This is a genomic window from Pseudomonas sp. FP2300, assembly GCF_030687595.1.
Taxonomy (GTDB): domain Bacteria; phylum Pseudomonadota; class Gammaproteobacteria; order Pseudomonadales; family Pseudomonadaceae; genus Aquipseudomonas; species Aquipseudomonas bijieensis.
Genome location: NZ_CP117440.1, coordinates 1,108,718 through 1,129,321 on the forward strand (window position 1 = coordinate 1,108,718; position 20,604 = coordinate 1,129,321).

General features: G+C 61.6%; 23 protein-coding genes, 1 pseudogene and 1 riboswitch. Of the genes and pseudogenes, 12 read left to right on the plus strand and 12 right to left on the minus strand.

Features of this window, described 5'->3' with window-relative positions; translation table 11 throughout:
* Window positions 1-23: 23 nt before the first annotated feature.
* The 5 genes from lptB to PSH86_RS04735 are packed head-to-tail and all read right to left on the minus strand — an operon-like array spanning window position 24 to window position 3,357.
* A complete protein-coding gene (gene lptB / locus PSH86_RS04715) occupies window positions 24-749 on the minus strand; it encodes an LPS export ABC transporter ATP-binding protein (protein WP_018614004.1) in 726 nt (241 codons plus the stop codon).
* On the minus strand, window positions 749-1,294 hold the full coding sequence (lptA, locus tag PSH86_RS04720) for a lipopolysaccharide transport periplasmic protein LptA (RefSeq protein WP_109753552.1): 546 nt from the start codon (window positions 1,292-1,294) through the stop codon (window positions 749-751). Before lptA ends, lptB begins: the two co-directional genes overlap by 1 nt.
* Window positions 1,281-1,850, minus strand: coding sequence for an LPS export ABC transporter periplasmic protein LptC (gene lptC / locus PSH86_RS04725; protein ID WP_109753553.1), 570 nt, complete (start codon window positions 1,848-1,850; stop codon window positions 1,281-1,283). The genes lptA and lptC overlap by 14 nt, the downstream gene beginning before the upstream one ends.
* A gap of 7 nt (window positions 1,851-1,857) precedes the next feature.
* Window positions 1,858-2,382 (minus strand): HAD family hydrolase, encoded by a 525-nt coding sequence (locus PSH86_RS04730; RefSeq protein ID WP_109753554.1) that lies wholly within the window; start codon window positions 2,380-2,382, stop codon window positions 1,858-1,860.
* Window positions 2,383-3,357, minus strand: a complete 975-nt coding sequence (locus PSH86_RS04735) for a KpsF/GutQ family sugar-phosphate isomerase (RefSeq protein ID WP_109753555.1) — start codon at window positions 3,355-3,357, stop codon at window positions 2,383-2,385. It abuts the gene before it with no gap.
* A 273-nt stretch (window positions 3,358-3,630) separates the two neighbouring features.
* Between PSH86_RS04735 and PSH86_RS04740 the strand changes: the two genes are divergently transcribed.
* The 10 genes from PSH86_RS04740 (at window position 3,631) to hisC (ending at window position 11,605) form a co-directional block, all read left to right on the plus strand.
* The gene (locus PSH86_RS04740) at window positions 3,631-4,440 is read left to right on the plus strand and encodes an ATP-binding cassette domain-containing protein (RefSeq protein ID WP_305488205.1); all 810 of its coding nucleotides are present in this window, start codon (window positions 3,631-3,633) and stop codon (window positions 4,438-4,440) included.
* A complete protein-coding gene (gene mlaE, locus PSH86_RS04745; protein WP_079302654.1) occupies window positions 4,440-5,237 on the plus strand; it encodes a lipid asymmetry maintenance ABC transporter permease subunit MlaE in 798 nt (265 codons plus the stop codon). The genes PSH86_RS04740 and mlaE overlap by 1 nt, the downstream gene beginning before the upstream one ends.
* Window positions 5,237-5,704, plus strand: a complete 468-nt coding sequence (gene mlaD / locus PSH86_RS04750) for an outer membrane lipid asymmetry maintenance protein MlaD (protein ID WP_003178020.1) — start codon at window positions 5,237-5,239, stop codon at window positions 5,702-5,704. The genes mlaE and mlaD overlap by 1 nt, the downstream gene beginning before the upstream one ends.
* An 11-nt stretch (window positions 5,705-5,715) precedes the next feature.
* Window positions 5,716-6,369 carry a phospholipid-binding protein MlaC gene (locus PSH86_RS04755; protein WP_109753556.1) on the plus strand — a complete coding sequence of 218 codons (654 nt, stop codon included), beginning with the start codon at window positions 5,716-5,718 and terminating at the stop codon, window positions 6,367-6,369.
* A gap of 8 nt (window positions 6,370-6,377) precedes the next feature.
* Window positions 6,378-6,683 carry a lipid asymmetry maintenance protein MlaB gene (locus tag PSH86_RS04760; RefSeq protein WP_163858901.1) on the plus strand — a complete coding sequence of 102 codons (306 nt, stop codon included), beginning with the start codon at window positions 6,378-6,380 and terminating at the stop codon, window positions 6,681-6,683.
* 115 nt (window positions 6,684-6,798) lie between these two features.
* Complete coding sequence (locus PSH86_RS04765) at window positions 6,799-7,038, plus strand: BolA family protein (RefSeq protein ID WP_007953556.1); 240 nt, start codon at window positions 6,799-6,801, stop codon at window positions 7,036-7,038.
* Window positions 7,039-7,060: 22 nt separating this feature from the next.
* The gene (murA, locus tag PSH86_RS04770) at window positions 7,061-8,326 is read left to right on the plus strand and encodes a UDP-N-acetylglucosamine 1-carboxyvinyltransferase (RefSeq protein WP_041020860.1); all 1,266 of its coding nucleotides are present in this window, start codon (window positions 7,061-7,063) and stop codon (window positions 8,324-8,326) included.
* A gap of 128 nt (window positions 8,327-8,454) precedes the next feature.
* On the plus strand, window positions 8,455-9,090 hold the full coding sequence (gene hisG / locus PSH86_RS04775) for an ATP phosphoribosyltransferase (RefSeq protein ID WP_163855295.1): 636 nt from the start codon (window positions 8,455-8,457) through the stop codon (window positions 9,088-9,090).
* A 123-nt stretch (window positions 9,091-9,213) separates the two neighbouring features.
* Window positions 9,214-10,551, plus strand: coding sequence for a histidinol dehydrogenase (gene hisD, locus PSH86_RS04780; RefSeq protein ID WP_109753557.1), 1,338 nt, complete (start codon window positions 9,214-9,216; stop codon window positions 10,549-10,551).
* Between the two features lies 1 nt (window position 10,552).
* Window positions 10,553-11,605, plus strand: coding sequence for a histidinol-phosphate transaminase (hisC, locus tag PSH86_RS04785; RefSeq protein ID WP_109753558.1), 1,053 nt, complete (start codon window positions 10,553-10,555; stop codon window positions 11,603-11,605).
* A gap of 332 nt (window positions 11,606-11,937) precedes the next feature.
* Here hisC and PSH86_RS30530 read toward each other — a convergent pair whose 3' ends face one another.
* Together PSH86_RS30530 and PSH86_RS30535 are read right to left on the minus strand one after the other, a co-directional pair.
* Window positions 11,938-12,780 (minus strand): methyl-accepting chemotaxis protein, encoded by an 843-nt coding sequence (locus tag PSH86_RS30530; protein ID WP_370873798.1) that lies wholly within the window; start codon window positions 12,778-12,780, stop codon window positions 11,938-11,940.
* A 63-nt stretch (window positions 12,781-12,843) separates the two neighbouring features.
* Window positions 12,844-14,076 (minus strand): annotated as a pseudogene (locus tag PSH86_RS30535) (methyl-accepting chemotaxis protein); the annotation flags it as partial.
* 218 nt (window positions 14,077-14,294) lie between these two features.
* Here PSH86_RS30535 and PSH86_RS04795 point away from each other — a divergent pair.
* Entirely contained in the window at window positions 14,295-15,110 is an 816-nt protein-coding gene (locus tag PSH86_RS04795) for a M48 family metallopeptidase (RefSeq protein ID WP_109753560.1), read from the plus strand.
* Window positions 15,111-15,236: 126 nt separating this feature from the next.
* On the opposite strand, the gene PSH86_RS04800 is transcribed toward PSH86_RS04795, so the two are convergent.
* The 3 genes from PSH86_RS04800 to PSH86_RS04810 form a co-directional block, all read right to left on the minus strand.
* Entirely contained in the window at window positions 15,237-15,821 is a 585-nt protein-coding gene (locus tag PSH86_RS04800) for a TMEM165/GDT1 family protein (protein WP_305488218.1), read from the minus strand.
* Window positions 15,822-15,910: 89 nt separating this feature from the next.
* Window positions 15,911-16,031: riboswitch (yybP-ykoY riboswitch) on the minus strand.
* A gap of 51 nt (window positions 16,032-16,082) precedes the next feature.
* A complete protein-coding gene (locus PSH86_RS04805; RefSeq protein WP_163855291.1) occupies window positions 16,083-17,081 on the minus strand; it encodes a class I SAM-dependent methyltransferase in 999 nt (332 codons plus the stop codon).
* A 33-nt stretch (window positions 17,082-17,114) separates the two neighbouring features.
* Window positions 17,115-18,080, minus strand: a complete 966-nt coding sequence (locus PSH86_RS04810) for a 2-hydroxyacid dehydrogenase (protein WP_163855288.1) — start codon at window positions 18,078-18,080, stop codon at window positions 17,115-17,117.
* A 231-nt stretch (window positions 18,081-18,311) separates the two neighbouring features.
* Here PSH86_RS04810 and PSH86_RS04815 point away from each other — a divergent pair, with 231 nt between their 5' ends.
* Entirely contained in the window at window positions 18,312-18,941 is a 630-nt protein-coding gene (locus tag PSH86_RS04815; RefSeq protein WP_060739142.1) for a LysE family translocator, read from the plus strand.
* Window positions 18,942-18,986: 45 nt separating this feature from the next.
* Here PSH86_RS04815 and PSH86_RS04820 read toward each other — a convergent pair whose 3' ends face one another.
* Both PSH86_RS04820 and PSH86_RS04825 read right to left on the minus strand, forming a co-directional pair.
* Window positions 18,987-19,604, minus strand: coding sequence for a CatB-related O-acetyltransferase (locus PSH86_RS04820; RefSeq protein WP_163855286.1), 618 nt, complete (start codon window positions 19,602-19,604; stop codon window positions 18,987-18,989).
* Entirely contained in the window at window positions 19,601-20,515 is a 915-nt protein-coding gene (locus PSH86_RS04825) for a glycosyltransferase family 2 protein (RefSeq protein WP_163855284.1), read from the minus strand. The genes PSH86_RS04820 and PSH86_RS04825 overlap by 4 nt, the downstream gene beginning before the upstream one ends.
* Window positions 20,516-20,604: the final 89 nt, after the last annotated feature.

Sequence of the window (20,604 nt, forward strand, 5' to 3'; positions counted from 1 at the left end):
AGCGATTCGCCAGACACTTGTGCTTACAGGCGGAACTCGTGGCCCAGATACACTTCCTTGACCAGGTCATTGGCCAGGATGGCTGCGGAATCGCCTTCGGCGATCAGCTGGCCGTCATTGACAATGTAGGCGGTTTCGCAGATATCCAACGTCTCGCGCACGTTGTGGTCGGTGATCAGCACGCCGATTCCCTTGGCCTTGAGGTGATGGATGATCTGCTTGATGTCGCCCACCGAGATCGGGTCCACGCCGGCGAACGGTTCGTCGAGCAGTATGAACTTCGGCGCGGTGGCCAGGGCGCGGGCGATTTCCACGCGACGCCGTTCGCCACCGGACAGGCTCATGCCCAGGTTGTCGCGAATGTGGCTGATGTGGAACTCCTGCAACAGGCTTTCCAGTTCCTGGCGACGGCCGGCCTTGTCGAGTTCCTTGCGGGTCTCGAGGATCGCCATGATGTTGTCGGCAACCGACAGTTTGCGGAAGATCGACGCTTCTTGCGGCAAATAGCCGATACCGGCCTTCGCCCGGCCGTGCATCGGCTGGTGGCTGACATCCAGGTCGTCGATCAGCACGCGGCCCTGATCGGCCTGGACCAGGCCGACGATCATGTAGAAGCAGGTGGTCTTGCCTGCGCCGTTGGGGCCGAGCAGGCCGACGATCTGGCCGCTGTCGATGGACAGGCTGACATCACGCACGACTTGGCGGCTCTTGTAGCTCTTGGCCAGGTGCTGAGCTTTCAGAGTTGCCATTACTGGGCCTTCTGTTCGGTTTTCTTTTTCGGCTGGATCACCATATCGATCCGCGGACGCGACTCGGTCACCTTGCTGCCGGTGGCGCGACCGGCGCTGGCGAGTTTCTTGTTGGTGTCGTAGACGATCTTCTCGCCTTGGGTCACGTTGTTGTCCTTGTCGACCACCTTGGCACGGTCGATCAGCACGACGCGATCCTGGGAGGCGTGGTACTGGATGGTTACCCCGTAGCCCTGCACAGGCTTGGTGTCGCCCGCGGTTTGCAGCTGTTCGAAATAGGCCAGGTTGCCCACCGAGGTCACTACGTCGATATCGCCGGACTGGGTGCGGGTGATGGTCACGGTATTGCCGGTAACCTTCATCGAGCCCTGGGTGATGATCACGTCGCCTTTATAGGTGGCGACGCCATTCTTGTCGTCGAGCTGGGCATCGTCGGCCTGGATACGGATAGGTTGGTTGCGGTCGTCGGGAAGAGCCCAGGCGCTCGCGCTTCCCAGTGCTGCGCCCAGACTGAGCAAAATAGGGAGGGTTTTAGCGAGCTTCATACTGTCCTCTTACGTTCGATAGCAGGTGTATCCTGCTTTCCTTCAAATACGCTTTCATTCCCGTGCCGGTCGATACACCCCCGGCGCCGTCGATTCTAACGGGTTGCTCGGTCTGCGCATATTCTTGCTGTGGGAACACGGTCATGCGTGTGCTGGTGATGATGGTCGTACGGTTTTTCTCGTCGGTTCGGGCGACGCGTACCGAGTCGATCAGTTCCACTTCGGTGCCGCCGGAGTTGACTTCGGCGTGCTCGCTCTGCACATGCCACGGAAACTCGGTGCCGCGGAACATGTTCAGGTCCGGCTTGGTCACCAGGGTAATATCAGTGGCCTTCACGTGGTCGACCTTGTCCGAGGTCATCTCGTACTGCACCTTGCCGTCGGGCAGGTACTGCAGGGTGTGCGTGTTGGTCGCGTACCAGTCGATCTTTTCCTCGACCTGGGCCGCAGGCTGGTCGAGAAACTGTTCGGGGCTGATGTTCCAATAGCCCACCGCCGCAAAAATCGCTGCGATACAGCCGAACACCACAATGGTGCGAATCTTCTTGCTCAGCATAAATGGCTCACAGGTACGCGGCGTTGGCCGCTTCGAGGCGGCCCTGGGCGCGCAGGATCAGTTCACAGAATTCGCGGGCCGCACCTTCGCCGCCGCGCGCCGTGGTGACGCCGTGGGCATGCTCGCGTACGAAGCTGGCCGCGTTGGCGACCGCCATGCCCAGGCCGACCCGGCGAATCACCGGCAGGTCTGGCAGGTCGTCACCGAGGTAGGCCACCTGTTCATAGCTTAGGTTGAGTTGCCCCAGAAGCTCGTCCAGCACCACCAGTTTGTCTTCGCGCCCCTGGTAAAGATGCGGGATACCGAGGTTCTTCGCGCGTCGCTCGACCACCGGGGTCTTGCGGCCGCTGATGATAGCGGTCTGCACGCCAGCGGCCATCAACATCTTGATGCCTTGGCCGTCGAGGGTGTTGAACGTCTTGAACTCGCTGCCGTCTTCGAGGAAGTACAGGCGTCCGTCGGTCAGTACGCCGTCCACATCGAAAACCGCCAGCTTGATGGCTTTGCCGCGTTGCAACAGGTCTGTGTTCATTTACATGACTCCGGCACGCAGCAGATCGTGCATGTTCAGGGCGCCCACCGGACGGTCTTCGTCGTCGACGACCACCAGGGCGCTGATCTTGTGGTCTTCCATGATTTTCAGGGCCTCGGCGGCGAGCATCTCGGCGCGGGCGGTCTTGCCGTGGGGCGTCATGACTTGCTCGATGGTCGCGCTGTGGATGTCGATGGTGCGGTCCAGGGTGCGGCGCAGGTCGCCGTCGGTAAAGATCCCGGCGAGCTTGCCGTCGGCCTCCAGGATAACGGTCATGCCCAGTCCCTTGCGGGTCATCTCCATGAGCGCGTCCTTGAGCAGCGTGCCGCGCAGCACCTGCGGCAACTCCTCGCCGGCGTGCATCACGTTTTCGACTTTCAGCAGCAGGCGACGGCCAAGGGCGCCACCGGGATGGGAGAAAGCGAAGTCTTCGGCGGTGAAGCCCCGGGCTTCCAGCAGCGCCACGGCCAGGGCATCGCCCATGACCAGGGCGGCGGTAGTGGAGGAGGTCGGTGCCAGGTTCAACGGGCAGGCTTCGTGCTCGACATGGACATTGAGGTTCACTTCGGCGGCCTTGGCCAGCGGCGAGTCCGGGTTGCCGGTGATGCTGATCAACTGGATGCCCAGGCGCTTGATCAGCGGCAGCAGGGTGATGATCTCATTGGTGGAGCCGGAGTTGGACAGGGCCAGGATGATGTCGTCCCGGGTGATCATGCCCATGTCCCCGTGGCTGGCTTCGGCCGGATGGACAAAAAAAGCCGTGGTGCCGGTACTGGCGAGCGTGGCGGCGATCTTGTTGCCGATGTGCCCGGACTTGCCCATGCCGACCACGACCACGCGGCCCTTGCTGGCCAGAATCATCTCGCAGGCGCGTACGAAATCAGCGTCGATATGGGGCAGCAAGCCTTGCACGGCTTCGAGCTCGAGGCGGATGGTACGTTGTGCCGATTGAATCAGGTCGCTGGATTGGCTCATGTCAGAAATCGTATAGCCCGATGAAAAGGCGGCGATTATAGCGGCAATGAACAATTCCCTCACGTAAGTTCGTCATGCTTTGTTCGAGGAGTCGCAATGTTCGACATAAAATGTAGCTTTTTACCTTAAGCCAGGCTTAACGGACGGGGAGGTGGCCTTGGGCGCTTGGCTGTTGCAGTGATATAGTTCGCCGCCGGTTCGCACGCCCGGCGGTACCGGCGCTTGTCGGCTGCCAGGGCATTCGAATGTGAGGCTGCATCGCAAGGAGTTTAGATGAGTGCCGACAACGCCTACGCGGTCGAGCTGAAGGGACTGTCCTTCAAGCGAGGGACGCGCAGCATTTTCAATGACATCGATATTCGCATTCCGCGCGGCAAGGTCACCGGCATCATGGGGCCTTCCGGGTGTGGCAAGACCACGCTGCTGAGGTTGATGGGCGCACAACTGCGGCCCAGCGCCGGCGAAGTCTGGGTCAATGGTCAGAATCTTCCCGAGTTGTCTCGCAGCGACCTGTTCGATGCGCGCAAGCACATGGGCGTGCTGTTCCAGAGCGGCGCGCTGTTTACCGATCTCGACGTATTCGAGAACGTGGCGTTCCCGCTGCGGGTCCATACCGACCTGCCGGAAGAGATGATCCGCGACATCGTGCTGCTCAAGTTGCAGGCAGTCGGGCTGCGGGGTGCCCTCGACCTGATGCCCGACGAGCTGTCCGGTGGCATGAAGCGTCGGGTCGCGCTGGCGCGGGCGATTGCCCTCGATCCGAAGATCCTCATGTACGACGAACCCTTTGTCGGCCAGGACCCGATCGCCATGGGTGTGCTCGTGCGCCTGATCCGCCTGCTCAACGATGCGCTGGGCATCACCAGTCTCGTGGTCTCCCACGACCTGGCCGAAACCGCGAGCATCGCGGACTACATCTATGTGGTCGGCGATGGCCAGGTGCTGGGGCAGGGCACGCCGCAGGAACTGGCGGATTCGGACAACCCGCGTATTCGCCAATTCATGAAGGGTGATCCGGACGGGCCCGTGGCGTTCCATTTTCCGGCCACGGATTACCGTACCGATCTGTTGGGGAAGCGCTGATGCGCAAGAAATCGCTATTGGAAAGAATTCGCCTGTTCGGCCGCTCCGGCATCGACGTGGTGGCGGTACTGGGCCGTTCTTCGTTGTTCCTGATGCACGCCTTGCTCGGTCGCAACTCGACGGGCGGCGGCTTTGGCCTGCTGGTCAAGCAGTTGCACTCGGTGGGGGTGATGTCCCTGGTGATCATCGTGGTCTCCGGGATCTTCATCGGCATGGTGCTGGCGCTGCAGGGCTTCAGCATCTTGTCCAGCTACGGTTCGGAGCAAGCGGTCGGGCAGATGGTTGCGCTGACGCTGCTGCGTGAGCTCGGCCCCGTGGTGACCGCGCTGTTGTTCGCCGGGCGTGCCGGTTCGGCGCTGACGGCTGAAATCGGTAACATGAAGTCCACCGAGCAGTTGTCCAGCCTGGAAATGATCGGTGTCGACCCGCTCAAGTACATCATCGCCCCCCGCCTGTGGGCCGGCTTCATTTCCCTGCCGGTGCTGGCGATGATTTTCAGCGTCGTGGGGATCTGGGGCGGCTCGTGGGTGGCCGTCGACTGGCTGGGGGTCTATGAAGGATCCTACTGGGCCAACATGCAAAACAGCGTCGACTTTCTCGACGATGTCCTCAATGGCGTGATCAAAAGTGCCGTATTCGCTTTCGTCGTGACCTGGATCGCCGTGTTTCAAGGCTATGACTGTGAGCCCACGTCAGAGGGGATCAGCCGTGCCACAACCAAGACCGTGGTGTACGCCTCGCTGGCGGTCCTGGGCCTTGACTTTATTCTGACAGCCTTGATGTTTGGAGATTTCTGATGCAAAACCGCACCCTGGAAATCGGTGTCGGCCTTTTCTTGCTGGCTGGCATCCTGGCTTTGCTGTTGCTGGCCCTGCGGGTCAGTGGACTGGCGCCGACGGCAAGCACCGATACTTATAAACTTTACGCAAACTTTGACAATATCGCCGGTTTGACGGTCAGAGCCAAGGTGACCATGGCCGGTGTCACTATCGGCAAGGTCACGGCAATCGATCTGAATCGCGAGGATTTCACCGGGCGGGTAACGCTGCAGCTGGAAAAGCGCGTGGATAACCTGCCGACTGACTCCACTGCATCTATCCTCACGGCTGGGCTGCTGGGTGAAAAATACATTGGCATCAGCGTGGGTGGGGAAGACACCGTGCTCAAGGACGGTGGCGTCATCCACGACACGCAGTCGTCCCTGGTGCTCGAGGACCTGATCGGTAAATTCCTGCTCAATACCGTTAGCAAAGACGCCAAATGAGGAGCTTTTGAATGATCTCTATCTTGCGACGTGGCCTGTTGGTGTTGCTCGCGGCGCTGCCGTTGATGGCTAACGCCGTGGCGGCGCCTTCGGCCCATGACATCATCCAGGACACGACCACCCGGCTGCTGGCGGACCTTGCCGCCAACAAAGAGAAATACAAGCAGGACCCAAGTGCGTTCTATGACGCCCTCAACGGCATCGTCGGCCCTGTGGTCGACGCCGATGGCATCTCCAAGAGCATCATGACCGTCAAGTACTCGCGCAAGGCAACCCCGGCGCAGATGACCCGCTTCCAGGAGAACTTCAAGCGCAGCCTGATGCAGTTCTATGGCAATGCCTTGCTTGAATACAACAACCAGGGCATCACCGTTTCGCCGGCCAAGGACGAAAGCGGTACCCGCACCAGTGTCGACATGCAGGTCAAGGGCAACAACGGCGCGATCTATCCTGTGTCCTACACGCTCGAGAAAATCAACGACGAGTGGAAAGTGCGCAACGTGATCATCAATGGCATCAATATCGGCAAGCTGTTCCGTGATCAGTTCGCCGACGCGATGCAGCGCAATGGCAATGACCTGGACAAGACCATCAACGGTTGGGCCGGTGAGGTCGCCAAGGCCAAGGAAGTGGCTGAAGATGCCCAAGAGAAGCAGGCACAATGATCGAGTCGGTGAGTGAGTCGGCCGTTCGTCTGGGCGGGGCTGGTGAGCTGCTGCTCAGTGGCGTGCTGGATTACCGCACCGGCCCGGCCCTGCGCAAGCAGGGCCAGGCGCTGATCAAGTCCGTCAGTGCCGCCGAGGTGGTCATTGACTGCTCGGCGGTGCAGAAGTCCAGCAGCGTCGGCTTGTCGCTGCTGCTGTGCTTCATGCGCGACGCCAAGGCTGCCGGAAAAACGTGGAGCATCCGTGGGATGCCCGAAGACATGCGCGAAATAGCCCAGGTCAGCGAATTGACCGAGTTGTTGGCGCACCCCTGACCCACATCGTTGGAAAAGTCCCCCCGTCAGAGTCCTGCTTCGCGGGGTTCGCAGGCGCGGGGCTTTTTTGTATGATGTGCGACCCGCGCGCACAGGGCGCCGATTGAGGTTGAGCATGCAGGCTGTAGAAGTGAAGAGCTTCCTTGAAGGAAAGCTGCCTGGTACGCAGGTGGAAGTTGAAGGCGAAGGCTGCAACTTCCAGTTGAACGTGATCAGCGATGAACTGGCGGCATTGAGCCCAGTGAAGCGTCAGCAGAGCATCTATGCCCATTTGAACCCATGGATCGCCGATGGCAGCATCCACGCGGTCACGATGAAATTTTTCAGCAGCGCGGCCTGGGCCGAGCGCACCTGAGCCCAAGGGCCTCGAGATTCTTATGGATAAACTGATTATTACCGGCGGCGTTCGTCTTGATGGCGAAATCCGTATTTCCGGGGCAAAGAACTCCGCCCTGCCGATCCTGGCCGCAACCTTGCTGTGCGATGGCCCGGTGACCGTGGCCAACCTGCCGCACCTGCACGACATCACCACGATGATCGAGCTGTTCGGCCGCATGGGCATCGAGCCGGTGATCGACGAGAAGCTCAGCGTCGAGATCGACCCGCGCACCATCAAGACCCTGGTCGCCCCGTACGAACTGGTGAAAACCATGCGTGCGTCGATCCTGGTATTGGGCCCGATGGTCGCCCGTTTCGGTGAAGCCGAAGTCGCCTTGCCTGGCGGTTGCGCCATTGGCTCGCGTCCGGTGGACCTGCACATTCGCGGCCTGGAAGCTATGGGCGCGGTGATCGACGTCGAAGGCGGCTACATCAAGGCCAAGGCGCCGGAAGGCGGCTTGCGCGGCGCGCACTTCTTCTTCGATACCGTCAGCGTGACCGGTACCGAGAACATCATGATGGCCGCCGCACTGGCCAAGGGCCGCAGCGTACTGCAAAACGCCGCCCGCGAGCCTGAAGTGGTCGACCTGGCGAACTTCCTGATCGCCATGGGCGCCAAGATCAGCGGTGCCGGCACCGACACCATCACCATCGATGGCGTCGAGCGCCTGCATTCGGCCACCTACAAAGTGATGCCCGACCGGATCGAAACCGGTACCTACCTGGTAGCCGCCGCCGTCACCGGTGGCCGCGTCAAGGTCAAGGACACCGATCCGACCATCCTCGAAGCCGTCCTGGAAAAACTCAAGGAAGCCGGTGCCGAAGTCACCTGCGGTGAAGACTGGATCGAAGTGAACATGCACGGCAAGCGGCCAAAAGCCGTCAACGTGCGGACCGCTCCGTACCCGGCGTTCCCGACCGACATGCAGGCGCAGTTCATCTCCCTCAACGCCATTGCCGAAGGCACGGGCGCAGTGATCGAGACGATCTTCGAAAACCGCTTCATGCACGTCTACGAACTGCATCGCATGGGTGCCAAGATCCAGGTCGAAGGCAACACTGCCATCGTTACCGGTACCGAGAAGCTCAAGGGCGCGCCCGTCATGGCCACCGACCTTCGGGCCTCGGCCAGCCTGGTCATCTCGGCCCTGATTGCCGAGGGCGATACCCTGATCGACCGCATCTACCACATCGACCGTGGCTACGAGTGCATCGAAGAAAAACTGCAGATGCTCGGCGCCAAGATCCGCCGCGTACCGGGCTAGTCCCGGCTGCATGGGCACAAGGATGTGCCTGTTGAATAGTTTCAAATCGAGGGTGTTTGCACCCTCGATGTGTGTCCGGCGCCACTTGCGACCGGGCATGAGTACCTTGATAAGGACTGACGTTTCCCATGTTGACCATCGCACTGTCCAAGGGCCGCATCCTTGACGACACCCTGCCGCTTCTGGCTGAAGCGGGCATCGTGCCGACCGAGAATCCGGACAAGAGCCGCAAGCTGATCATCCCCACGACCCAGGCCGACGTGCGCTTGCTGATCGTGCGTGCCACCGATGTGCCGACCTACGTGGAACATGGCGCCGCCGACCTGGGCGTTGCCGGCAAGGACGTGCTGATGGAATACGGCGGCCAGGGCCTGTACGAGCCCCTGGATCTGCGGATCGCCCGTTGCAAGCTGATGACCGCCGGTAAAGTCGGCACGCCGGAGCCCAAGGGGCGTTTGCGCGTGGCGACCAAGTTCGTCAACATTGCCAAGCGTTACTACGCCGAGCAGGGCCGCCAGGTCGACATCATCAAATTGTACGGTTCGATGGAGTTGGCGCCGCTGATCGGCCTGGCGGACAAGATCATCGACGTGGTCGACACCGGTAACACCCTGCGGGCCAACGGTCTGGAACCCCAGGATTTCATCGCTGACATCACCTCCCGGCTGATCGTCAACAAGGCTTCGATGAAAATGCAGCATGCCCGTATCCAGGCTCTGATCGATACCCTGCGCAAGGCAGTGGAATCGCGACACCGCGGCTGATTCACCTGCGCGACCTTGAGTCGCGCCCGTCTATCCGTGTCATAGCCAATTTTCTCAGGTGCCCACGCGAATGGACTGGTAGCTTAGGGCGCCTGAGCATTTGCCATTAATGAGGCCCTCGCTATGACCGCTCCCACTTCGATTCGCCGACTCAACGCTGCCGACCCGGATTTCGCACATCATCTGGATCATCTGCTGAGCTGGGAAAGTGTGTCTGACGACTCGGTCAATCAGCGGGTGCTGGACATCATCAAGGCCGTGCGCGAGCGTGGCGATGCCGCTTTGGTGGAATTCACCCAGAAATTCGATGGCCTGCAAGTGGCGTCCATGGCCGACCTGATCCTGCCGCGCGAGCGCCTGGAACTGGCCCTGACCCGGATCACCGTGCCCCAGCGCGAAGCCCTGGAAAAAGCCGCATCGCGGGTGCGCGACTACCACGAGAGGCAGAAACAGGACTCCTGGAGCTACACCGAAGCCGACGGCACGGTGCTGGGCCAGAAGGTCACGCCGCTGGACCGCGCCGGCCTGTACGTGCCGGGTGGCAAGGCGTCCTACCCGTCCTCGGTGTTGATGAACGCTATTCCGGCCAAGGTCGCCGGGGTGACCGAAGTGGTCATGGTGGTCCCGACTCCGCGCGGTGAAATCAACGAACTGGTGCTGGCCGCTGCCTGCATCGCTGGCGTGGACCGGGTGTTCACCATCGGCGGCGCCCAGGCCGTTGCTGCGCTGGCCTATGGCACCGAAAGCGTGCCACGGGTCGACAAGGTGGTCGGGCCGGGCAATATCTATGTCGCCACCGCCAAGCGTCACGTGTTTGGCCAGGTCGGCATCGACATGATCGCCGGGCCTTCGGAGATCCTGGTGGTGTGCGACGGCCAGACCGACCCGGACTGGATCGCCATGGACCTGTTTTCCCAGGCCGAGCACGATGAAGACGCCCAGGCGATCCTGGTCAGCCCGGACGCCGAGTTCCTCGACAAGGTGGCCGCCAGCATCGATAAACTGCTGCCGACCATGGACCGCGCCGAGATCATCAACACGTCGATCAATGGCCGTGGTGCGCTGATCAAGGTCGATGACATGGCGCAGGCCATCGAGGTCGCCAACCGCATCGCGCCGGAACACCTGGAGCTGTCGGTCGCCGACCCGCAGGCCTGGTTGCCGCAGATCCGCCACGCCGGTGCGATCTTCATGGGCCGCCACACCAGCGAAGCCCTGGGCGACTACTGCGCAGGTCCCAACCACGTATTGCCGACGTCCGGCACTGCGCGTTTCTCGTCGCCGCTGGGGGTGTATGACTTCCAGAAGCGTTCGTCGATCATCTTCTGCTCCGAGCAGGGCGCGTCCGAACTGGGCAAGACCGCTTCGGTGCTGGCCCGTGGCGAATCGCTGAGCGCCCACGCCCGCAGCGCCGAGTACCGCATTCTTGATGAGAACACCATTGACGGGCAGGGGAACTGAAATGAGTAAATTCTGGAGCCCGTTCGTCAAGAACCTGGTGCCTTACGTACCGGGTGAACAGCCGAAGCTGACTCGCCTGGTCAAGCTCAACACCAACGAGAACCCCTACGGCCCATCGCCCAAGGCCTTGGCGGCGATGCAGACCGAGCTGAACGACAACCTGCGCCTGTATCCGGATCCCAACAGCGACCTGCTGAAAAACGCCGTGGCCCGGTATTACGGGGTGCAGAGCAACCAGGTGTTCCTGGGCAACGGCTCGGATGAAGTGCTGGCGCACATCTTTCACGGCCTGTTACAGCACGACCAGCCGCTGTTGTTCCCGGACATCAGCTACAGCTTCTATCCGGTGTATTGCGGGCTGTACGGCATTAAGTTCGATGCGGTGCCGCTGGATGAACAATTCCAGATCGACCCGGCAGACTACGCCAAGCCCAACGGCGGGATCATTTTTCCCAACCCGAACGCGCCGACCGGCTGCCTGCTGGCGCTGGAAGCGGTCGAGCAAATCCTCAAGGCCAGCCCGGATTCGGTGGTGGTGGTCGACGAGGCCTATATCGACTTCGGCGGCGAGACGGCCATCAGCCTGGTGGACCGTTATCCGAACCTGCTGGTGACCCAGACCCTGTCCAAGTCCCGCTCCTTGGCGGGGCTGCGAGTGGGCCTGGCGGTGGGGCATCCGGACCTGATCGAAGCGCTGGAGCGGATCAAGAACAGCTTCAACTCCTACCCGCTGGATCGCCTGGCGAATGTCGGCGGCGCGGCGGCGTTCGATGATCGTGAGTATTTCGAGCGGACCTGCCAGTTGGTCATCGAGCACCGTGAATGGGTCGTGGCGCAACTGCAAGCCAAGGGTTTTGAAGTGCTGCCCTCGGCGGCTAACTTCATCTTCGCCCGCCACCCTGGGCACGATGCGGCAGGGTTGGCGGCGAAACTGCGGGAGCAGGGCGTGATCGTGCGGCACTTCAAGCAGGAGCGGATTGCCCAGTTCCTGCGGATCAGCATCGGCACACCGGAGCAGAACCAGGCCCTGATCGAAGCCCTCGGCGAACTCTAAAGCCCTGCATTGAACCTGTGGGAGTCTGTGGGAGCAAAGCTTGCTCGCGATAGTGTGTCAGTCACCTCAATGTTGGCTGACCTGACGCTATCGCGAGCAAGCTTTGCTCCCACAGTTTTTTGGGGTGTTAGCAAGGTCGGAATTCCACCGCAAATCCTCTGTGGGAGTGGGCTTGCTCGCGAAGGCGGTTTATCAGTCAGTCTCTATGTGGCTGACCCGACGCCATCGCGAGCAGGCTCGCTCCCACAGTTGTTTTGGGGGTGTTCACAAGATCGGCATTCCACCGCAAATCCCCCTGTGGGAGCGAGCCTGCTCGCGATGAGGCCTTTGGATCAGACCCTGAACTGATTGATCAACCGCCGCTGCTGCTCTGCCAGTTTGGTCAGCCCGGCGCTGGCCGCGCTGGACTCGTCGGCACCGCTGGCCACCTCGTTCGCCACTTGCCCGATGTTGATCACGTTGCGGTTGATATCATCGGCGACGGCGCTTTGTTCTTCGGCGGCGCTGGCGATCTGGGTGTTCATGTCGTTGATCACCGACACGGCCTGGGTGATCGTTTCCAGGGCCTGGGCCGCTTTCGCCGCATGCTGCACGCTTTCATCGGTACGGTGCTGGCTGTCTTCCATCACTCGCACCACGTCCCGGGTGCCTTGTTGCAACTGTTGGATCATCGCCTGGATTTCTTCGGTCGCCTGCTGCGTCTTCTGTGCCAGGTTGCGCACTTCATCGGCGACCACCGCGAAGCCACGGCCCTGTTCACCGGCCCGTGCGGCTTCGATGGCGGCGTTGAGGGCCAGCAGGTTGGTCTGCTCGGCGATCCCACGGATGGCGGTGAGGATCGCGTTGATGTTCTCGCTGTCCTTGGCCAGGGTCTGCACCACACCCACTGCCTTACCGATTTCCACGGCCAGGGCACCGATGGAAGTGGAGGTGTCCCGCACGATCTGCATGCCCTGGCTGGCGGCCTGGTCTGCATGACTGGCGGCCTGGGCGGCTTGGGTCGCGTTGCGGGCCACGTCCTGGGCGGTAGCGGTCATTTCGTGCACGGCAGTGGCGACCTGATCGATCTCAGACATCTGCTTGTGCACGCCCTGGTTGGTGCGGATCGCGATATCGGCCGTGTGCTCCGATGAGTCGCTGACGCTCTGCACCGAAGTCACCACCTGGGTGATCATGCCCTGCAATTTGCTCAGGAACGTGTTGAAGCCCCTGGCGATCGCTCCCAGTTCATCGGCGCGGTCGCTGACCAGGCGCCGGGTCAGGTCGCCTTCGCCCTGGGCGATGTCATCGAGCATCGCCACCATTTGCTTGAGTGGCCGGGCAATGCCGTGGCCCACCAGCCAGATCACCAGCAGACCGATGCCGGCAATCACCAGGCCCACCATCGCCATGCCGAAGATATCGGCCTGGCGCTGATGGTCGAGGTCTTTTTGCAGGGCTTGCAGGTCGGCCATGACGGCATTCAGCGGCAGTTGCAGCATCAACGTCCAGCGGGCGTTGGTCTCGCCGATGCCGAACGGCATGTATACCTCGATATGCCCGTGTTCTTCGTCGATGTCATAGCGCACCTCGCCAATGCCAAGCTTGGCGAGGTTATCCAGTTCACTGGCATCCAGCAGGTCGCTGGCCTTTTCCCCGAGTTTGCTCGGGTCCTTGGTGAAGGCCACCAGCCGGTTGTTGCTCGAGAGCAAGGCCATTTCCCCGGCGCCGTCGTACAGCTTGCCGTCGGCGGCCACAAGCATGTCCTGGATGAAGTTCACCGACAGGTCGGCACCGACGATGCCCTGGAACTTGCCATCGATCATGATCGGTTCGATGAACGAGGCGAGCATGGTCATCGTGTTGCCAACGCGATAGGGCGCCGGGTCGATCACGCAGGCTTTCTTGCTGTCCTGGGAGCACAGGTAGTACTCACTGGCGCGGATGCCGGTGGAGAGCAGTTTCTGGTCGGTCACGTCGGCGAGTTTTTCCAGGCCCAGGGAGCCGTCCTGGTTACGAAACCACCAAGGCAGGAAACGCCCGTTGGTTTCCATGCCCAACACCTGACTGTTCACATAATTGGCGTCATCGTGGTCGATGGCATTCGGCTCCCAGGCGATGTAGGCACCGAGGATCTTCGGGTTACGTACCACGGTTTCGCGCAACAGGCTGATCATTTGCTCGCGGGGCACCTTCAGTTGCGGGTTGCCGTCCGCGCCGTTCATGCCCATCAAGGCGTTGCTGGTGGCCAGGCCACGGGCGAGCAGCAGCGGTGCTTCCAGTTCCCGCTGGATCAGGCTGGCCTGGGTGCGGGCCAGGGCGCTGAGGCGTTGTTCGATGAGTTGTTCGAACTGCGCCTTGGTCCGCTGTTGCACCATGTCCTGGGTACGCGCGCCGGCAAACAGCGCGTACAGCACAAGGGCACCCACCACGCTGAGCACGATGGCACCGGCCAGGGCGGCCACGGAAAACTGGATCGATCTGAATTTCATAAAGGCTCCGGACGCGGAAATGACGTCTGGAGTCTTTATCGGCGTTTCTGTGGCGCGGCATGAGGCGCTGTTCGTCGGTTGACTGTTTTAGCTGCGTGGGTGTCGCAAATGAACTGGGTAGGCCCTGTCCGAAAAATCTGTAATCGCTCGTTGTGTATCTGGCGCCGATACAAATCAAGGCCTAGGATACGCCCACGTTTCCAGGGAGCTTCTTTTACATGAACAAGACATTGATGGTGAGTGCTCTGAGCGCGGCTCTGCTGCTCGCCGGTTGCCAGTCGGTCAATACCACCAGCGGCGGAGCCGTGGGCGTGGAGCGCAAGCAGTATATGTTCAGCATGCTGTCGACCGAGCAGGTCAACCAGATGTACGCCCAGTCCTACCAAAAGACGATGGGTGAGGCGAGCGCCCAGGGCGCGCTGGACAAGACCAGCAACGATGCCAAGCGCATCCAGGTCATTGCCGACCGCTTGATTGCCCAGGCACCGGTGTTCCGCCCGGATTCGGCGCAGTGGAATTGGGAAGTGAACCTGATCAAGAGCGATGAACTCAACGCCAATTGCGGCCCTGGCGGCAAGATCATGTTCTACACCGGCCTGATCGACCAGTTGAAGCTGACCGACGCTGAGATTGCCGCGATCATGGGCCACGAAATCGCCCACGCCCTGCGCGAGCACGGGCGCGAAGCGATGTCCAAGGCCTATGGCATCGAGATGGCCAAGCAGGGCGCTGGCGCCTTGTTCGGCCTGGGCCAGGACAGCCTGGCGTTGGCCGACACCGTCGCCAACTACGGCATGACCTTGCCCAACAGCCGTGGCAACGAGAACGAAGCCGACCTGATCGGCCTCGAACTGGCTGCCCGCGCCGGCTACGACCCGAACGCCGCGATCACCTTGTGGAACAAGATGGCCAAGGCCTCGGAAGGCGCGCCGCCGGAGTTCATGAGTACCCACCCTTCGTCGAGCAGCCGTATCGCTTCGTTGCAGGCGGCGATTCCGAAGGTGATGCCGCTGTATCAGCAGGCCAAGAAGTAAGCATTGTTGTGGGAGCAAAGCTTGCTCGCGACAGGGGTGACGCAGACGTCAATCAGACCGCGTCATCGTTTATCGCGAGCAAGCTATGCTCCCACAGTTATCCTCAGCCCAAGGTGTGACACAGGGTCAAACCCACCCACTACTCTGCATCGCCTTGTACACCGCCACGATCGCCAGGACGAAGAATGCCGAGGCGGCCAGGTGGCGGATCAAGGTAAGGGGTAGTTTCTCGGCGGCGAAGTTGCCGGCCAGGACCACCGGCACGTTGGCGATCAACATGCCCACCGTGGTACCGATGATCACCAGCCACAACTCCGGGTATTGCGCAGCGAGCATCACCGTGGCGATCTGCGTCTTGTCGCCGATTTCCGCCAGGAAGAACGCAATCAGCGTGGTCAGGAACGGTCCGAACTTACGGGCTGTGTTCGTTTCTTCATCGTCCAGCTTGTCGGGGACCAGGGTCCACAGTGCCGTGGCCGTGAAGCTTGCCGCCAGTATCCAGTGCAAGACCGCGTCGGAGAAAAAACCGCTGACCCAGGCGCCGACCGCGCCAGCTGCCGCATGGTTGGCGAGTGTCGCGGCAACGATGCCGGCGATGATTGGCCAGGGTTTGCGAAAGCGAGCCGCCAGGATGAGCGCGAGCAACTGCGTCTTGTCGCCGATTTCGGCCAGCGCAACGATGGCGGTAGGTACGAGGAGTGAGTCCAGCATCAGGAATTCCTAAAGGGGCGGGTCGACACGGCTATGACACGTACAGCCTTCCCGCCCCGGGTAAGGTGTGCGTGTCATAGGTCTTGTCAAACCCAGCGACCATCTGCGTGGACGCTTGGGCCGCATACGCCATGGTCTGCTGACCAAGTATGTTGACGTATGCCGGGCGAGCATGGCGCTCGCGGGAGACTACTCCCCTAGGACGGAGCGGATTCTGCCTAGGCAAATCCGATTGGGCAAGTGCTGTTTCTTAAAAATGCTTCAGCCGCGCTTGGCCCGGTAGATGCGAAAGCCTTGGCCTTCGGCCTTGATCGCACACATGCCCAAATGCTCTTCGATCAACGGCTGGTACTTGAGGAAACTGTTCGCCACCAACCGAAGTTCGCCGCCATTTTTCAGATGTTTGGCTGCTTTTCGTAGCAGGTTTTCCGTGGCGTGGTAATCGGTGTGCACGCCGACATGGAACGGTGGATTGCTCAGGATCGCGCTCAAGCCCATGGGAGCGGCGTCGATGCCGTCACCGGTCAGCACCTCGGCTTCCAGGCCATTGGCGGCCAGGGTCAGGCGACTGCTGGCGGCGGCGAACGCGTCCACGTCCAATAGGGTGACGGTGTTGTGTGGATAGCGACGCTTGACCGCCGCCCCCAGCACCCCGGCACCGCAGCCGAAGTCGAGCAAATGCCCGCTGGGCAGTTTATCCAGGTGCTCCAGCAGCAGCGCACTGCCGCGATCCAGGCGACCGTGGCTGAACACCCCCGGCAGGCTGATGACCTTCAACGGGCCTTCGGCCAGGGGCAGCTCGTAGGTCTGGGCCAGGCTTTCCAGAGGCTTGGCCTCGGGCGCGTTGGCGACCGTGACTTGCCACAGTTGGCAGTGCCGGGCGCTGTCGAGCTTGCGTGGTTTGCCGAACGGGTTGAGCTGCTTGGACGCACCTTCGATGCCGCTGCGTTTTTCCCCCACCAGGTACACCTCGCGCCCGGCCAGGCGCGCGGCCACGGCATTGAGGATGTAGTCGGTGAGGTCCTTGGCTTTGGGCAGGAACACCACGGCGGTGTCGAACCCCTGCTCGGGGACGTTCACGCCAAAGTGGCTGCGCTCGGGAAAGCGCGCGTCCAGCGCCGCCTGATCGCCAGCATGCCAGCACCAGCCATGGGCCTCGGGCAAGCGGCCGAGCAGGTCGTCGGCGGGCAGGCCGGCCAACAACACCGAGCCCTGGAATAACTCGGCCTGACGAAGCAGTACTTCACTGCGCGGATCCATGGTCTGCTCCTTGAAAAAAAGTGCGGCAGTTTATCAACTGACGACACGCCGTGCTGTACCGCTGAAAAAGCCTTGGGCGTTTTCGCTCATTTGACCGACGATCCGTTGCCGCGCCTCGCGACTGCCCCAGGCGTTGTGCGGTGTGACGATCAACCGTGGGATATCGCTGGCCAGCAGCGGGTTGCCTTGGACCGGTGGCTCCACGCTGAGCACGTCGGTGGCGGCGCCGCCCAAGTGACCGCTGCGCAGCGCCTCGGCCAAGGCCTGTTCGTCGATCAGACCACCGCGGGCGGTATTGACCACGAACGCACCCGGCTTGAGCAGCGCCAGCTCGCGGGCGCCGATGAAGTTCCGGGTGTGTTCGTTGAGCGGGCAGTGCAGGGTCAGGGCATCGATTTGCGGCAACAATTGCTCCAGCGGCAAGCGGTCGGGGCGAGGCGGGCGCCCGGGGATCTGCCCCAGCAACACGCGCATGCCAAAGGCTTCGGCCAGCCGCCCGACGGCGCTGCCCAGTTCGCCATGGCCCAGCAGACCCAGGGTCTTGCCTTCCAGTTCGACAATCGGATAGTCCAGCAGGCAGAACTGCGAAGCCTGCTGCCAGCGACCTTCGCCCACCGCTTTTTGATAATCGGCCAGGCGCGTCGCCAGATTCAGCAACAGCATGATCGTATGCTGGGCCACCGACGGTGTGCCGTAGCCCTGGCAATTGCATACCGTGATGCCGTGGCGGCGGGCGGCTTCCAAGTCGACGTTATTGGTGCCAGTGGCACTGATCAGGATCAGCTTCAGTTCGGGGCTGGCCGCCATGGTCTGGGCATCGATCACGATCTTGTTGGTGATCGCCACGGTGGCGCCCTTGAGCCGCTCGATGACCTGGTCCGGGGTGGTCCGGGCGAACAGTTGCAGGTCGCTGAAGCAACTGCGCAGCGGGCCCAGGTCCAGGTCGCCGAGGTCCAGGGAAGGGTGGTCGAGGAAAACTGCGCGGGCGGTGTTCGTCATCAGCTGTACCTTTTATGTCAAGAACCGAAGGCGTAATGTGGCGAGCCTATCAGATGCGTTACAGCCATGGCGGCGAACAGCCGTGGCAAGGGAACTCTGTGGCGAGGGAGCTTGCTCCCGCTGGTCTGCGCAGCAGGCCCTGATACAAGCAACCGCCGCGCAATCGAGCGGGAGCAAGCTCCCTCGCCACGGGATTTCATCCAACAAAAGATTGTCGCAAGGAGCGCCACCATGTACCTCACCGAATTCCTCACCGTCGCCCTGATCCACCTGCTCGCCGTTGCCAGCCCCGGGCCGGATTTTGCCGTGGTGGTACGTGAAAGCGTGACCCATGGCCGGCGCGCCGGCACCTGGACGGCGCTGGGCGTCGGCACGGCGATTTTCCTGCATGTGGGCTATTCGTTGCTGGGCATCGGCCTGATCGTGTCGCAATCGATCGTGCTGTTCAACGCGCTGAAGTGGGCCGCCGCCGCGTACCTGCTGTACATCGGCTTCAAGGCACTGCGGGCGCAACCGGCCAAGCCGGCCGAGGAAAACCTGCACAAGGAAGTCGGTGAACGGACCGCCCGTGGCGCGTTCATTTCGGGCTTCGTCACCAATGGCCTGAATCCCAAGGCGACGCTGTTTTTCCTGTCGCTGTTCACTGTGGTGATCAACCCCCATACGCCGTTGGCGATCCAGGCCGGTTACGGCGTGTACCTGGCGGTCGCCACGGCCGTCTGGTTCTGCCTGGTGGCGCTGCTGTTCAGCCAGCAACGGGTGCGCGCTGGTTTCGCGCGCATGGGCCACTGGTTCGACCGGACCATGGGCGCGGTGCTCGTCGCCATTGGAGTGAAGCTGGCGTTCACCGAGGCGCACTGACCGTTTCGGTCTTTCCTTTGATCGCACCACGCGAATGTGGGGCGATCAATGCCGTTGGCGGACGTAATCCAGGAAGGCGTCGATGTTGTCATTGCACAGCAGTGGCGACACCGCCTTGACCTCTTCCATCGGCCATTCCCACCAGGCCGACTCAAGCAGGGCCTGACGCACCGGCTCCTCGAAACGCCAGCGAATGAATCGGCACGGATTGCCACCCACCATGGCGTAAGGCTCGACATCGCGTGTCACCACCGCGCCGGCCGCGACCACGGCGCCATGGCCGATGGTCACGCCCGACAGAATCATCGCTTCAGCGCAGATCCAGCAGTCGCTGCCTATCACCACGTCGCCCTTGGTCGGGTTGCTGCCGGGAATGTCCCGGGCTTCGTCGATCATCAGCGGGAATGGAAACGTGCTGACCCAGTCGGTGCGATGCCCACCGCCCAACAGGATCTTCACCCCTTCGGCGATCGACGTATAAGAGCCGACCTTGAGGACCGTGTCGTCGCCGAACTCCATCACCTCGGGAATGCCATACGTACCCACCCCAACCTGGTATCTCGGATAGCGCAGGCGGATTTTTTCCGGCGCTCGTTCGAGTTTTTCCAGGCGCTTGAGGTGCTTTCGTACTTTGCGCTCCTTGAATTTCTGCAAGAACTTCATGATTTGGTCCTTGTCATCGGCAATCGCAAGACCAGCCGCCTGAGGCGCTTGAAGCTGGTTTTGTTCCAGTGGCGCCAGGGGATGCTGCGCAACAGTTGCCAGGCTTCTTTGCGGTCTTCGACCACGGCGTACTTCAGTGCTTTGTGCACCAGTACCGTGCGGGCCGACTCGTAGCCTGGGTGGTCCCGATAGGGCTCGATGGCCTGCAGGTCCGTCTTGAGCATCAAGCGGTATTTTCTCGACAGGTTATTGGGGTGGCGCCGATAGCGCGTGACGCAGATCGGTAGTTCATGGATTTCATAACCCTGGTGGGCGATCCGCAGGGTGATCTGGAAATCCTGGACCCTTAGCTGCGGATCATAAAAACCGGCGTCCCGCAGGGCACTCATACGGTACAGGGCCGTGGGCGCGCCGATGACGGCGGCGTTGCGCAGCAGGTCATCGAAGGTATGTACCTGGAGGTGATCGTGCTGTTGCTCCTTGATGGTCCGGCCTTCGCTGTCCATGTAGACGATCAGCGCGCCGACGCAGCCCACCTGCGGATGTTCGTCCAGGTAGTGGGCGCGGACCCGGATCGAATGGGGCAACATCACGTCGTCAAGGTCCGGGGTCGCTACGTACGTGCCCTTGGCATACTTCAGCCCGTAGTTGAGCGCCGCGCTCACGCCCTGGTTCTCCTGGGCGTAGAGCTGGAAATCGTAGGTTTGCTGCAACTGCCGGAGCATGGCGAGGCTGTCGTCGGTGGAGCCGTCGTCGACCACGATGACCTCAATGTTCGGGTAATCCTGGGCAAAGAGGCTGTGGATCGCTTCTTCCAGGTATTTTCCGGCGTTGTAGCAGGGGGCCACGATCGACACAAGCGGCGCGCCCTGAGGCACGGTGGCCTGGGAAGAGGTCGGTTCGGTGTTCATTATTTTCTGTCAAAAAGTGGTGGCATGCTGGGCACCTGCCAGGGCATTTCCCCCACAGGCTTTTGTAACAAGCGTGACACCTATGCTCG